We start from the raw sequence: 13474 nt of genomic DNA on the forward strand, positions 1-13474 counted from the left end.
TTAAGTAATTTGATTGTATCAATAGTTAAATCTTTAATAAATCGCATTTTTTTGACCTTCTTGTGACCAAGAAGATATTTTACATTACTATTTCCATAATATACAATTTATTTTGCATAGGTACTTATTGCGGTTAGACAATGTAGGCTAGAACCTATGAAAATAAACCGGTTCGGCAGGGCAGAGATCCTCACGCCCGATCAAATCAATGTCCTATTTAACGAGGGGTTTGTCAACCCACGCGATCGCGCTTTGTTTGGCGTGTGCCTTTATGCTGCTTGCCGGATCAACGAAGCTTGCACTTTGGCAGTGAAAGATGTGTTTGGCAGCAATGGTGTCAGAGGAGTTCTAGTATTACGCAGCGTCAACACCAAAGGCAAGCGAGATACCAGAGAAATCCAAGTGCATCCCAAGCTCAAGCAATATTTAGAAGAGTACAACCCCAATCGCCGTAAAGAGTTTTTGTTCCCCGGCAGGCATGGACTCTTACATATTCACAAGGTCAGCGCTGATAAAATTCTCAGAGATACCTGTGTGCGGCTGGGGATTGAGGGGGTGAGTACGCACAGTTTCAGGAGGACGGCGTTAACTCGGATGAGCGATGCGGGGATACCGTTGCGCCATATTCAGGAGATATCGGGGCATCGGACTTTGGCGGCTTTGGAGCGTTATTTGGGGGTGACTGAGAAGCAGAAGCAGAACGCTATCTCTGCTTTGGATTTTTAAACTACCAGAGAGAAAAGAATACTATTGTTGAATTAAGTTACATAATTCAACAAACCTGCTTTATCATTATGTTGTAAGCCTTCTAAAGCCATTAAACCTCCGAGTAAGCCTTTATTACTTCACTTAATCCTCGTCAGGGGAGACTAAAAAGATGAAAACCCCTAACACAGTAGAAGGTAGAATCACTCGTCGAATTGACAGTAGCGATCGTGATGTCTTTATGCGTAAAGATTTTGTAGACATTGCTAGCTACACTCAAATTGGGCGTAGTCTTAAGGAATTAGTAAAAAAAGGTAAAATCGTAAAAATTGGTTATGGGCTTTACGCTAAAGCTGCATTTTCTCCTTTGTCAAAGCGTATAGTTCCCCGTAGAGGGTTACGTGAACTAGCAACTGAAGCTCTAAATAAATTACAGATAGAGGTTGTAGCATCAAGCTATGATCAAGCTTACAATCAAGGACGTACAACGCAAGTTCCAACCGGACGAGTTGTTGGCGTTAAAGGACGTGTTTCACGTAAAATTGGTTACGACGGTAAATATGTAACCTTTGAATACGTTTCTTGAACCAAATCTTCTAGAAATTATTGCCAGTGATCTTGGTGTTGATCCTTCGTTTGTTGAGAAGGATTGGTACGCTATGCGGATAATTGCATCCTTGATCGCTGTCAATGATTTTGGTGTGCAGTTAGTTTTTTCGGGAGGAACTAGCTTGTCAAAAGGGTTTAAACTTATTAAACGTTTTTCGGAAGACCTTGATTTCAAAGTAATTTTGCCTGAAGCAAATCCTACACGAAAACAATGTAGTACTTACCGAAACAAAATTGTTGAAGTAATCCGTGGAAGTAGTTCAGAATGGTCATTGTCCGGCGAACCAAAACCGGAAAATGAAAATCGCAAATTCACTTGTAATATTCGCTACAAAGAAAATTTTGAGATACCTGCGGCACTTCGTCCTTATATAAAGTTAGATGTTAATTTTATTTTGCCTACCTTGCCTGTTGAACGAAGACCTTTACAGTCTTTTATCGCTCAAGCAATGGATCAACCACCAGAGGTTCCTTTAATGGCTTGTGTTTCACCCATAGAAACAGCAGCAGAGAAACTAAGTGCTTTAACTTGGCGAGTGTTATCTAGAAACAGAGGTAGTGAAAAAGATGATCCATCTCTTATTCGCCATTTATATGATTTAACAGCATTAAAAGACGTAATTTTTAATTATTCCAGCTTTTCAGATTTAGTTGTTGGTGTGATGCGAAAAGATATAGATAACGACAGAGGAAGAATTAAATCACTAGCCAACTCCGAAGTTGAATTGTTGCAAAAAATGCTGCTAACACTAGAAAATGATTCTTTGTATGCTAATGAATATCAGCAATTTGTCACAGGAATGTCTTACGCTATAGAAGACGAATGCCCAACTTTTAGTGAAGCTATAGACGCTGTTAAAAGCATAATTAGCATAATTAAATAAAAAAATGTTAAGTAGTAGCTACGTTGTACTAAGAACGAATTTCTCCATTTTTCTCAATATGCTCAACAAGTCGTTTGGTTTCGCCACCAGCTCGTTTTAATTCATCAAGATTGCCCACCAAAATAAATAATTCCCTAGCGCGGCTGACGGCGGTATTTAGTAAATTAGGTTTCCGGTTAAGGAACCAAAAACTATGCTCCTGGTGGCACTGGTAAGGAGAAAAGATAATAGCTGCTTTCTCTCCTCCCTGGAAGGTGTGAACTGTGCCAATATCATCCCAAGAAAAGTTTCGCCAACGGTTAGATAGTCGATACTTGAGCGCGTTAGCTTGCTGCGAAAACGGTGACATCACCCCAATTGTTTTTGAGTTGTCATCCGAGTTAGTAGAGTACCCATGTTTTAGCAAGGACGCAATTATAGTTTCTACAGCATCAATTTCTTCTGGATTGGTATTATGGGTGTGGCTTCCTTCAACGTGGTAAGCCAGCAGATGCTTGACCGTTGCAGTCTGCTGATCACCTGAAAGGATTTGCAGACCACCGGGATAGTTGGGGCTGCAAAACTGAATAATGGGTGGGGTGCAACGGTAATGATTAGAGAGGATAATGCCGTTGCCTAAGTCGCCTTCTGCGCCACTAGAGCCAGCAGCGCGGTGATAAGCGGTAGCTGTGTATTTGGCAGTGGGGGCATAGCGATAGTAGTCTTCATTGCCCATGCCCCGATCCAGAAAGGCGGTTTTCAGATATTGTTTGATGGTATCGTCGCAAAGGTTTACGATTGGCTCAATTTGTTGGGGGTCGCCAGCCACTACTGCCTGTTGCGATCGCACCAGCAAGGGAAATAATTGATGTATAAGAGTTGTACCTGCTTCGTCCACCAGTGCCAGCTTAACGCTATTGGGTTGAAGAATTGGCAGCATATTACGTATTGATTGCAGACTGGAGCTAATGACGGGGAAAACCAAACTCAAGTCACGGTAGATAGCATCACCATCTGTTGACAGTTTGAGTAATGCCTCTCCGTCTCCTGTTAAGACGCTGCCATAAGTTGACAATGCCCTCATAACGCTCTCCTTGCGTCGGAGAACTTCTTGCAATAGAAACGCCCAGGCACGTTGAAACAGTTCTAGCTGTAATTGGTGGTGGTCGCGGTAAAAAAGATTGTAGAAATCCCCTTGCGGGTAACTATCGATTTGTTTTTGGATTTGTTGATGTCTGAAAAGTTTTAACTCTAGTTCTTTATTTAAAACTGCTAGCTGGGTTTGAATTTCAGTTACTCCCCGGTTAAGATTCTGCCATTGCTGTGAAAAATCTAGTTTTTGGTTAACAGAAGCCTGGGCTGCGGTTAAACTAAGGGGGTCAAGGGGGGTCTGAAAGGGATGTGAGGAAGCCAAGGTATTTAGAACAGCAGCGTTGATTCGCAAAGCCAACCGGCGGAAAATTCGCTGATCCGTAGTAGCATTCAGCCAGTTTAAGGCGCGTTTTGTGATGGAGTCAGACTCTTTTGGTAATTCGCGTTCTGCCTGAGTTAAAGCTTCTTGTATCTGCTGGTAGGCATCAATGGGAAAATTTGCATAATCTGACAAACTTGATAGCTGTTCAGCTAGGGCTTGTAACTCAGAAGACTTGGCAGCAATATCGTTATTGAGAGATTGGATCTCTACATCCAATTGCGATCGCCGTTCGGTATCAGTAACTTTTTGAGCAGTATTCAAGTGGTCTTGCTCTATGAGTTGCTGAATTTCACTCTCTGCTTGCAGTAATTCGAGTTTGGCTTGCTCCCAAGACTCTTGATTAAATTCAGCATTACGCAGCCAATCTTGGCTTGATTGCAGTTTGGGTAGAGTTTCCTTACGAATAATAGTTTGGTTGCCACCAGGAAGATAAAACTGTTGAGCAGGAGAATTCTTTGTCAGTCGTTGTTGAAATTTTTTAATGGCACTGTTATTAGTGCCGACAAAAAGTATTAAATTATTTGCATCATCTTCACCGCGAACAAGCCGTAACGCTCGATCCACTACTTGCTGTGCTACGAGATGCAGAAACACTTCTGTTTTTCCAGTCCCCGGTGGCCCACAAACAGCAGTTAGTAAGTTCTCTTGGGCGTGTTTCAGGACAGACGCTTGAAATTCATCAGGCGCATGGTCGGGGAAAGCTCCCCAAAACATCACCTCATGTCTAGGTGATTGTGGCTCTCCCCATAAGTACTGCATGGCTGGGTGAGTTTCAGTTAGCCATTCGCTATTACAGTCAGGTTGTTGAAGCTCCTTGAATATTTCCTGTATGTCTTGCTTGAGAAGGGCGTTATAGGGTGTAAAGTCGCAGCGTAGCAAATAAGGTTGCCGAGAGGTTTTGTATTTTCCTTCGGGTAAGTCCACCAGTTCAAGAAAGTCTCGAAGCGTTGGGAATCTTCCTTTAAATGTATCTTCTAAAAATTTTCCAATTCCTGACGCAACAATCAGTGATTCGGTTTGCTCCTCCTCTAGCCCATACAGCCGCATCAAATTAACAACCACTGGCTGAAACTCGTACTCGGTCAAGTCCCAGCCAGATTTGCGGTAATTACCTTTAAAGATGGGTGAAATATCAATTGTGAACAGAGGCAGGTATTTCAGCTTTTGGTCTTTGCCCTTGCCGTTGATTATATAGATTTGTGGGAAAGCAACAGCCATCTGAACATCATTTTTGTTCCCTCTTTTAGCTGCTTGCTGCTGTTGCTGGAATTGTGTAAATACTTCGCTATCTAACAGTAGCTTGTTGCCAACAAGCTGCACTCCCTTATCTACTACTTTTGAATAGATATCTGAAGAACGCTCGACCTCAGCTTGAGTCAGTTCTTCTAACCTGATATAGCCTAACCAGGATTGTACTATCTGGATAAGTTTTTCTGACTCTAGCATGGGAACACTTGTAGGAGAGACTGCACTAACTGGTACTCTCCTTAACTTAATATTTTTTCTCGTTTGTCGCAAACATACCGCAGTAGTCAGCAGTTTTCCACAACAGTTTTCACAATTATAGTTGCTTAAAACGTTATGAAAGCGTTTCCACGCCAGAATAGTTAAGAATTTTCGCGTCAACAGTTAACATTGGACACCCATAATTTCTGGCTGTAGCTACAATAATTTGGTCAAAAGGGTCACTATGAAATCCACTTAATTGAGTTGAATCAACCACTATCGGTAGCGTCAAATTTAATAGCTGTACTCCGGGATAAGCCAAAGCTGTTTCCAGCCATTCATTAACCGAACAAGAAAAAACCAGTCGCTTTTTTTCGACTAATTTGGCGACTTCCCAACAAGAAACAATACTTATTCCCAAACCCTGAGATTGATATTCTTCTATATATTCCCGATACTTTGTAGTTAGTCTGGAGTTATCATCAACCCACCAAACCAAGATGTGTGTATCAAGTATGATCATTGCAAAACTTCCCAATCTTCTAAGGCAACGGGTTCTGTTGGATCATCGTAACGGATTACTTTACCGCGCATTGGATAGAGATTTGTGTCTGGTTGGATAGGCGCTGCTCCTTGAAGTTGTGGAGTTTTAGCTGACAGAATAATCACCTCCACAGCATCCCCCGCATGAAAAGGTAAGCCCCGTAGCATCAAAGTTCCATCTTCCGTTAAAACAGCTTCTATTTTATGAGCTTCCATCTTACTACTCCTATTTGTTAATGGAGAAAAAGAGAAACGGATCTTACTTTCTCTAGTCTTTTTATTATGGCGCTTTGGCTCCCCTGACTTTGTTAGCCGTAACTTGCGTAAGTCATGATTTCGAGAGAACCGGGGAGCAGTGGCAACTTGAGCTTACTCAACGTTTGTCAGCGTCTCCAGTTGTGCAAGTAGTTTTTCTATTTGCTTGCGCTTCTTAGGATCTGACCAAATACGCGACTTTCTTAGTTTGGTAGTTGCAGTATTAAAGCGCTCTTTGTAATGGTCAGACTCGGTGTTTGGGCTAGAGTTTGGGCTTTTCTTCTCACTAATACGCTGTTTGATTTCGCTTAAAGACCAGTTGTTGGCAATAGCTTGTTCTAAAAAGACAACGCGCTCATCTAATTTCTGAATCTGGGCGATCGCTCTAGCTTTGGTGTACTCCAGTGTTCCTTTGCGTAGTGCTGAAAGGATGTCTTCTGGAAGGTTTAGCAGTGGTAGGCGGTTGTTGGCGAATGATTCCCAGGTCATTAAGCCTAAACCTTCAAACACTTGTTCAACGATTTTTAGGTCTGGATTTACTGGGGGTGAGTCTGACTCCTTATCATCTGCGTCTTTTCCAATAACGTTATTGGAAGTTTCCTTTGAGTCCAATTCTTCTTGGATAATAACGTTATTTTCAGCGTCTAATTTCTCGGATTCATCCTTCCCAATAACATTATTATGAGCATAAAAATTTTCATCTTCATCTTTGACAATCACCTGATTGTCAGCTTGCTCTGAGTCTAATTCTGTTTTTCCAATAACGTTATTGGAAGAATTAGCCGCTTCTTTGCGTTCGTGTTGCAAGCGGCGCAGTAACGGCGGAATCTCCTCAACGTTTCGACCTAGTTTGAGAGCCAGCAGTTGCAAAATCCCTTCGGTTTCCTCGACTGGGTTAAGGTCTTCTCGAAGTAAGTTTTCTATGAGCGCAAGTTGAAAAGCTGCGTTGTCGTCTAATTCTCTGATGACGACGGGGACTTCTTTCAATCCAATACTTAAGGCAGCACGATAGCGTCGCTCTCCTGCTACTAATTCGTGTTTTTCTCCATCAAGGGGGCGTACCAGCAGGGGTTGCAGTATGCCATGCTGTTTGATGGATTCAGTTAACTGCTTTAATGCTTCAGAATCAAAGTAACGACGCGGTTGATTAGGCGGCAGAACAATCTGGTCTAACGGCATGGATTGGGGAGAACCAGCATTCACTACGCCTGTGGTGTCCCAAGGTACATCAATTTTGCTTTTAAGAGGCTGGCTGGCTTTAGTAGTGCGTCTCATTTTAAAGATTCTAAACTAACGGCTATTTTTTTCAAGATGGCGACAGATGGGTGCTTTGGTTCGTAAACTGCAAGGGGCATTCGTTCTTCTGAAGCATCAACAAAAGCAGTAGAGCGAGGAATGGGGGCAAAGACAGTTCCGGCGCTTGCTAGCTGTTCGGTGATGGCTGCTAGGGTACGAGTGTCCTGGGAGTTACGGGCATCGTATTTTGTAGGCACAAATCCGGCTATTTGCAATTTGCGGTTTGGTTTGTTACGTACTGTAGCAACCGTTTTTAAGAGTTCGCCTGTTCCCTCAAAGGCTTTGAAATGGGTTTCTAGGGGAACGAGAACATGGGTAGCAGCTACAAGGGAGATGTAAGAGAGTAGCCCTAAGCTGGGAGGGCAATCTATTAAGATAAAATCATAATCTGATTCAATTGGTTCGATAGCTTCTTTCAGGCGAAAATCGCGCATGGAAGCACTAACCAATTGCATTTCTGCCGTACTGAGAGAGATGTTGGCAGGTGCTAAATCCATGCCGTGAATCCCCTCAAGAATTGGCAGAGGTTGTTCATCCACAATGGCATTGTTGACAGTTTGCTCTATCTCTCTTGGAACCAAGCCCATAAAGATAGTCAAGCTGGCTTGGGGGTCTATGTCGATGAGCAGGACGCGATGACCCAGTTGTGCTATGTGGTAGCCCAGGTTTTGGGTAAGGGTGGTTTTGGCAACACCTCCCGCCTGATTAAAAACTGCGATGATTCGGCTCATAAGTGAGTTGGTTTACCTGCACCATTACAACCTAAGATAACGGGGAACAGTCAATTGGCAATATTTATTTTTGTTTTGGGTAAATCTCACCACCAATATACAATTCATCCGTAGGTAAACCTCTAATTCCAGTGAAGACCCCCTTGTTGCGTTCACTGGAATTACGGCATGAGCATCAAAACTGAACCTTTTGCTTCTCGCTTGGATACTAGCCTGATTGCTTGCCACGCTGAAGGTCAACTGGAGAACCACATTAATTGGGCAGAAGTTGATGCAGTAGAAGCGTTGATTGAAGAGTTGTTAGGAGTGGGTTATTGGTTCAATATTTCGTCCAATTTTTGGCGAAATTGTCAAAGCTTTGGTATCTGGAGTAGTTCAGGGGTTAGTTGCTAAAGGTTAAGTTTGGGCGTACTAGGGGTCAATCGGGTATCCCGGCTGACCTTTATTCCTGAACGACTGGAAGGTTTAACAAGGGCAGGCGGTTGTTGGCAAATGATTTCCAAGTCATTAAACCCAAGCTATCAAACACTTGTTCAACGATTTTTAGTTCTGGATTGACTTGATTTGAGCCTGACTTTTTTAACCTCGATCATCTAAAATTACAATCCCAGCTATAATTGCAGATCCACCACTTATTATGAGTAGTAATGCAGACAAAATTTTGAGAGCAGAATCATCTGGGCTAAAATACATAACAATATAGGAAACAACGGCCACTATAAGTATTGGCTTAATTACCTTTTTAGCATTTTTTTTATTAGTTACTGTTACTTTTTCTATAGCTTCTTTTTGCTCTTGATTTTTTTTAATCCTAAGTGCTTTAAGTTCTAAAAATCTAAGTTCATCAAAATCAATAGGTTCAGCATCTATTACACTATTGACATATCTCTTTAATTCTTCAAATTCAGGTTGCTCTAACTCAGTGAACATAATAGTATTTTCATCTGTCACTGCCGCGAATACTCCACCTTTTGATTCAATACCACCCTGGATAGAAAACTGTAAGTACCCTTTTGTTAAGGCATCAGCACGCTTAAATTGCATAGCTGTAATTCGGCTTAGAGGAATTTCTTTATCACCTTTAAGCCCTTGAGTTAGAAATGCGGTTGCTCCTTTCCTTGAAATGATTATACGGTTATGAATTAATCGAATTTGACCGTTACTGCCTTCAATTTCGTAATAGATATTATTATCTCTTAGGTTTTCTGGCGCAATTTTCGATGGCAAATTTATATGAGTAACTACAGGTGACTCTAGCTGTTGATTCTGGTCACTAGAGAAAGTTGAATCAGTATTGATAGGAGACGGCGTTGAACTAGCGTGTACTACTAGCTCAAACTCTTGGTTCCAAGCTGGAAATTCCTCACCTGTTTGTCGTCCGTAAATCTTTACTCTCTCAATAGATGCAGCACCTAAGCCAACTATACCTTTGCGGACAAATGCAACCAAGGCTTGCTGATTTGGTACTTGGGCAGATTCTAGCATTATCTGTAAGCAAGCATCCTTGAGCGCTACTTTTACTGTGATACCCTTGGGTTGTAATTGACGGTTCATCAGAGATGCGATCGCCGATGCATCTCCCTGTTTAGCAAGTTCTAAAAGATTCAGCTGTGTCATAACCAATAAATCCAAAAACCTGAAATAATATCTTCTATCTCAGGATTCCCTGTTTACAGCCACAAGGAACATTTTCAGAATTGTTTAGGCTAGAAAGTTTAAAGTGATCGCACAAAATCAAACCGAATTCCTATATACGAAGTAGTGTTTCGTAAAATAATGACGGCGTGGGTGTGACAAGTCGTTAGCACACCCACGCCGTCAAATATACTTAGTTTTCGTTAGCTACAAGACGGATATGACGAATTATTATCGCTTATGTTATTACAGTAAGACAAGATTTAAAGTGCATTAAGTATGACTAGCCAAAATGATAAGTTTCCACCTCTTTTCAAAGCTGATGATAATGATTGGAAAAATAATGCACGTATTTTACCTGAACATTATCGTGGTGAGTTTTACATGGGGCGTGAGTATCAATGGAACAGAAAACCGGGATAAGAAAAAAGTCTTGAAAAATTAACCCTCCTTCGATGTATATACATGCTAGAATGATCCTACCATGTATATACATAGAAATATGGATCAGTACTCCGGAACAAGACAGAAATCCCAAAGACGACCTCGGACACCAGATGGTAAATTTGAAACAGATTACTCCAATTCTCAAAAACGGTTAAGGTCTATCCGCCTGACGGACGAGGCTTGGGAAAAACTTTACGAGATAGGAGATAAAAACCATATAACTCGAAGTGAGGTGATAGAAATATTCACTCGCGGCGGTGAGTTGTCCTAAGAGTTTTACCTGCAATCATTCCAATACTTAGTGTAATTTATGACTAATGAGAGAGCATCTTTGCAGCGTCAACCCAGATTTTGACTATCAAGAGTATTGTCCATACTGCGGGGAATCTTACAAGCAAGCTGAATAATTATAATGTAATAATATTAACATAAATGCCTGTTGAATTTTTAAGCGCAGAGCAAGAAAAAAGATATGGTCGTTATGCAGGAGAACCAACACCTGAACAACTGGCAAAATATTTTTATTTAGATGATACTGACTTACAACTCATAAAAGCACGACGAGGCAATCACAATCGATTGGGTTTGGCTTTGCAGTTATGTACTGTACGCTTTTTAGGTACGTTTTTAACAAACCCAATCGATGTCCCAATGGTCGTGATTAATTATTTAGCAACGCAATTTGGTATTAATGATACGAGTTGTTTAGAGAACTACGCTCGAGCAGAAACTAGGTGGGAACATACAGCATTAATTAAAGAACGCTACGGATACCAAGACTTTCACGCTCAACCATCCCATTGGAAATTGGTACGTTGGTTGTATCAAAGGTCTAGCCTTGGTACGGAATCTCAAAGTCTTTTATTTGACCTAACTACTGCTCGACTGGTAGAAAGAAAAATTCTTTTACCAGGTGTAAGTGTTCTGGCGCGGTTAGTTGCATCCGTCAGGGAACGAGCAGCCAACCGTTTGTGGAATATTTTATCTAAACTTCCGTCGAAAACACAAATTGTTGCTTTAGAAAAGTTACTATTAATACCAGAAGACCAGCGTTATTCCACATTAGACCGATTGCGTCATTCTCCCAATAAAGTAAATGCCAAATCTCTAGTTGCAGCCATCAACCGCTTAGAAGAAATACGTTCCGTCGGTGTTGGAGGTATTGATTTATCTCACATACCAACAACAAGAATCAAGTTTTTGGCACGGAATGCAGCAGCATCGAGAGCGGCTCTTATTTCTAAAATGCCCGACGCGAAAAGAGTCGCCACTCTGTTAGCATTCACGCATGAACTTGAATATACAGCCACCGATGATGTAATTGACTTGCTAGATTTATTAATTCGGGGCTTATTGGCAAAGTCAAAGCGTGAAGGAGAAAAAGAACGTTTACGGACATTGAAAGATTTGGATGCAGCTGCATTACGATTAGCAGAAGCTGTGGAAGTTATGCTTGATACTGATTATCAAGACTCGGTAGTGAGGGAAGAAGCCTTTGAGCGCGTTAGCTCCGAACTGTTAGTCCAGGCAGTAGAGAAAGTAAAATTATTGGCGCGTCCGGATGGAGATGAACTGTTAGATACAATATTGTCTCGTTGGCGGTATGTACGTATTTTTCTCCCAATCTTATTAGAAAAAATCGAGTTCTCCGGGATGGATTCAGCAACACCAATTCTAGAAGCCCTCGATTTTTTACGCTCTATAGAGGGTTTTACACGACCGTCGATGAGCGCTGCACCCTTAAAAGTTGTGACCAAAGCTTGGTCACGGCTAGTTATAAACGCTTCAGGGGGAATCGACCGCAAGGCTTACACGTTTTGCGTTCTCCAGTGTCTGCGGTCAGCCTTACGTCGCCGCGATGTTTTTGTTGTCAAAAGCCAGCGTTATTGTAACCCTCGTGTCAAACTCCTATCTGACGAGGCGTGGGCGGCACAACGTGCAGCTATCTGCCGTACTTTAGACCTAGAACCAACCTTTGAGCAAACCAAATCAATTCTTCAATCCCGACTTGATGAAGCCTATCATCGCACCGCTGCTAATTTTCAAGATAATGCGGCTGTACGAATTGAAATTAAAGACGATAAGGAGCATTTAGTATTAACTCCGTTGGACAAGCTGGTTGACCCACCCAGTTTAATTATTTTAAACCGTCAAGTGGCAGCAATGCTACCAAAAGTTGACCTGCCGGAAGTGTTACTGGAAATTGATGCCAAAACTGGGTTGACCAAAGAATTTACGCATTTAAGTCAAGCAGGAAGTCGTGTAAAAGACTTGCATATCAGTATTTGTGCAGTGCTACTGGCAGAAGCTTGTAATATTGGGTTGGAACCATTGGTACGCCCAGAAGTGCCTGCTTTAACTCGTGGGCGGTTGTCTTGGGTACAGCAAAACTATATTCGTAGTGAAACTCTGATCCGCGCTAATGCCAGACTTGTTGATGCCCAAACCCGTATTGCCTTGGCACAGATTTGGGGTGGTGGGGAAGTAGCGTCCGCTGATGGTTTGCGGTTTAGTGTGCCTGTGAGAACTCTTAATGCAGCACCTAACAGTAAATATTTTGGTGTAGGTCGAGGTGTTACTTATTACAACTTTACCAGCGACCAATTCACTGGTTTCCACGGTATTGTCATTCCTGGTACAATAAGAGACTCTCTATTTTTACTGTCTGGATTGTTAGAGCAAACAACCAGTCTGCGCCCGATTGAAATAATGACCGACACTGCTGGTTATAGTGACTTAGTATTTGGTTTATTTTGGGTGCTCGGTTACCAGTTTAGCCCGCGAATTGCGGATCTAGGTGATACAAGATTTTGGCGATTAGATGATACTGCAATCTATGGTGCCCTTGATAAACTTGCAAGAAATAAAATAAATATCGATTTAATCGCGGACAACTGGGATGACATTTTGAGAGTGGCTGGTTCTCTCAAGTTGGGAACTGTAAGTGCAACAGAATTAATGCGTTCTTTGCAACGAGGCAACTCTACTTCAACCTTGTCTAAAGCTATTGCTGAGTTGGGTAGAATTGCTAAAACTTTATACTTGCTGTCCTATATTGATGATGAAAGTTACAGGAGACGCATCCTTACCCAAATTAACCGTGGCGAAAGTCGTCATCGTTTATCGAGGGTTGTTTTTCATGGACAAAGGGGAGAATTACGTCAAAGATACCGTGAGGGACAAGAAGAGCAATTAGGAGCTTTGGGTTTGGTTGTTAACGTGATTGTTTTGTGGAATACTTACTATATGGATGCGGCAATCTCCAAGCTGCGTTCTCTTGACCAACAGGTTTTGCCTGAAGATATTGTCCGACTGTCTCCACTAGGACGTAAGCACATAAATATGTTGGGGCGGTATTATTTCTCTCTGGCAGAAACCATAGAACACGGAGAACTACGTCCTCTAAGAGACCCAAATACTCGCGAAGATTTTGAATTAATTTGAGGGGAAAAGCTTATCCCGGTTTTCTG

The 13474-nt window shown here is 41.9% G+C and carries 13 protein-coding genes; 7 read left to right on the forward strand and 6 right to left on the reverse strand.

Going from position 1 to position 13474, the window contains the following annotated elements:
- The first annotated feature begins 156 nt into the window (after positions 1 to 156).
- The 3 genes from LC605_RS26155 to LC605_RS26165 all read left to right on the forward strand — a co-directional run bounded on the left by LC605_RS26155 (position 157) and on the right by LC605_RS26165 (position 2198).
- Positions 157 to 726, forward strand: a complete 570-nt coding sequence (locus tag LC605_RS26155) for a site-specific integrase (protein WP_229550414.1) — start codon at positions 157 to 159, stop codon at positions 724 to 726.
- Between the two features lie 151 nt (positions 727 to 877).
- Positions 878 to 1291, forward strand: coding sequence for a DUF6088 family protein (locus LC605_RS26160; RefSeq protein ID WP_229550415.1), 414 nt, complete (start codon positions 878 to 880; stop codon positions 1289 to 1291).
- The gene (locus tag LC605_RS26165; protein WP_229550416.1) at positions 1275 to 2198 is read left to right on the forward strand and encodes a nucleotidyl transferase AbiEii/AbiGii toxin family protein; all 924 of its coding nucleotides are present in this window, start codon (positions 1275 to 1277) and stop codon (positions 2196 to 2198) included. The genes LC605_RS26160 and LC605_RS26165 overlap by 17 nt, the downstream gene beginning before the upstream one ends.
- A gap of 28 nt (positions 2199 to 2226) precedes the next feature.
- Here LC605_RS26165 and LC605_RS26170 read toward each other — a convergent pair whose 3' ends face one another.
- The 5 genes from LC605_RS26170 to LC605_RS26190 form a co-directional block, all read right to left on the reverse strand.
- Positions 2227 to 5097 carry a DEAD/DEAH box helicase gene (locus tag LC605_RS26170; protein WP_229550417.1) on the reverse strand — a complete coding sequence of 957 codons (2871 nt, stop codon included), beginning with the start codon at positions 5095 to 5097 and terminating at the stop codon, positions 2227 to 2229.
- Between the two features lie 133 nt (positions 5098 to 5230).
- On the reverse strand, positions 5231 to 5620 hold the full coding sequence (locus LC605_RS26175) for a type II toxin-antitoxin system VapC family toxin (protein ID WP_229550418.1): 390 nt from the start codon (positions 5618 to 5620) through the stop codon (positions 5231 to 5233).
- Positions 5617 to 5856, reverse strand: coding sequence for a hypothetical protein (locus LC605_RS26180; RefSeq protein ID WP_229550419.1), 240 nt, complete (start codon positions 5854 to 5856; stop codon positions 5617 to 5619). The genes LC605_RS26175 and LC605_RS26180 overlap by 4 nt, the downstream gene beginning before the upstream one ends.
- A gap of 153 nt (positions 5857 to 6009) precedes the next feature.
- The gene (locus LC605_RS26185; RefSeq protein WP_229550420.1) at positions 6010 to 7170 is read right to left on the reverse strand and encodes a ParB/RepB/Spo0J family partition protein; all 1161 of its coding nucleotides are present in this window, start codon (positions 7168 to 7170) and stop codon (positions 6010 to 6012) included.
- Positions 7167 to 7922 carry a ParA family protein gene (locus LC605_RS26190; RefSeq protein ID WP_229550421.1) on the reverse strand — a complete coding sequence of 252 codons (756 nt, stop codon included), beginning with the start codon at positions 7920 to 7922 and terminating at the stop codon, positions 7167 to 7169. Before LC605_RS26190 ends, LC605_RS26185 begins: the two co-directional genes overlap by 4 nt.
- 168 nt (positions 7923 to 8090) lie before the next feature.
- Between LC605_RS26190 and LC605_RS26195 the strand changes: the two genes are divergently transcribed.
- Entirely contained in the window at positions 8091 to 8315 is a 225-nt protein-coding gene (locus tag LC605_RS26195; protein WP_229550422.1) for a hypothetical protein, read from the forward strand.
- 186 nt (positions 8316 to 8501) lie between these two features.
- Here the strand turns inward: LC605_RS26195 and LC605_RS26200 are convergent, their stop codons facing one another.
- Positions 8502 to 9539, reverse strand: coding sequence for a DUF4429 domain-containing protein (locus LC605_RS26200; protein ID WP_229550423.1), 1038 nt, complete (start codon positions 9537 to 9539; stop codon positions 8502 to 8504).
- 297 nt (positions 9540 to 9836) lie between these two features.
- On the opposite strand from LC605_RS26200, the gene LC605_RS26205 reads away from it, so the two are divergent.
- The 3 genes from LC605_RS26205 (at position 9837) to LC605_RS26215 (ending at position 13448) form a co-directional block, all read left to right on the forward strand.
- Positions 9837 to 9980: a hypothetical protein gene (locus LC605_RS26205; protein WP_229550424.1), complete on the forward strand. Its 144-nt coding sequence runs from the start codon at positions 9837 to 9839 to the stop codon at positions 9978 to 9980.
- Positions 9981 to 10059: 79 nt separating this feature from the next.
- Positions 10060 to 10275: a transcriptional regulator gene (locus LC605_RS26210; RefSeq protein WP_229550425.1), complete on the forward strand. Its 216-nt coding sequence runs from the start codon at positions 10060 to 10062 to the stop codon at positions 10273 to 10275.
- Positions 10276 to 10436: 161 nt separating this feature from the next.
- Positions 10437 to 13448, forward strand: a complete 3012-nt coding sequence (locus tag LC605_RS26215) for a Tn3 family transposase (protein WP_229550426.1) — start codon at positions 10437 to 10439, stop codon at positions 13446 to 13448.
- The last annotated feature ends 26 nt before the right edge of the window (positions 13449 to 13474 follow it).

Source organism: Nostoc sp. CHAB 5836 (assembly GCF_020829445.1).
Lineage (GTDB): Bacteria > Cyanobacteriota > Cyanobacteriia > Cyanobacteriales > Nostocaceae > Nostoc.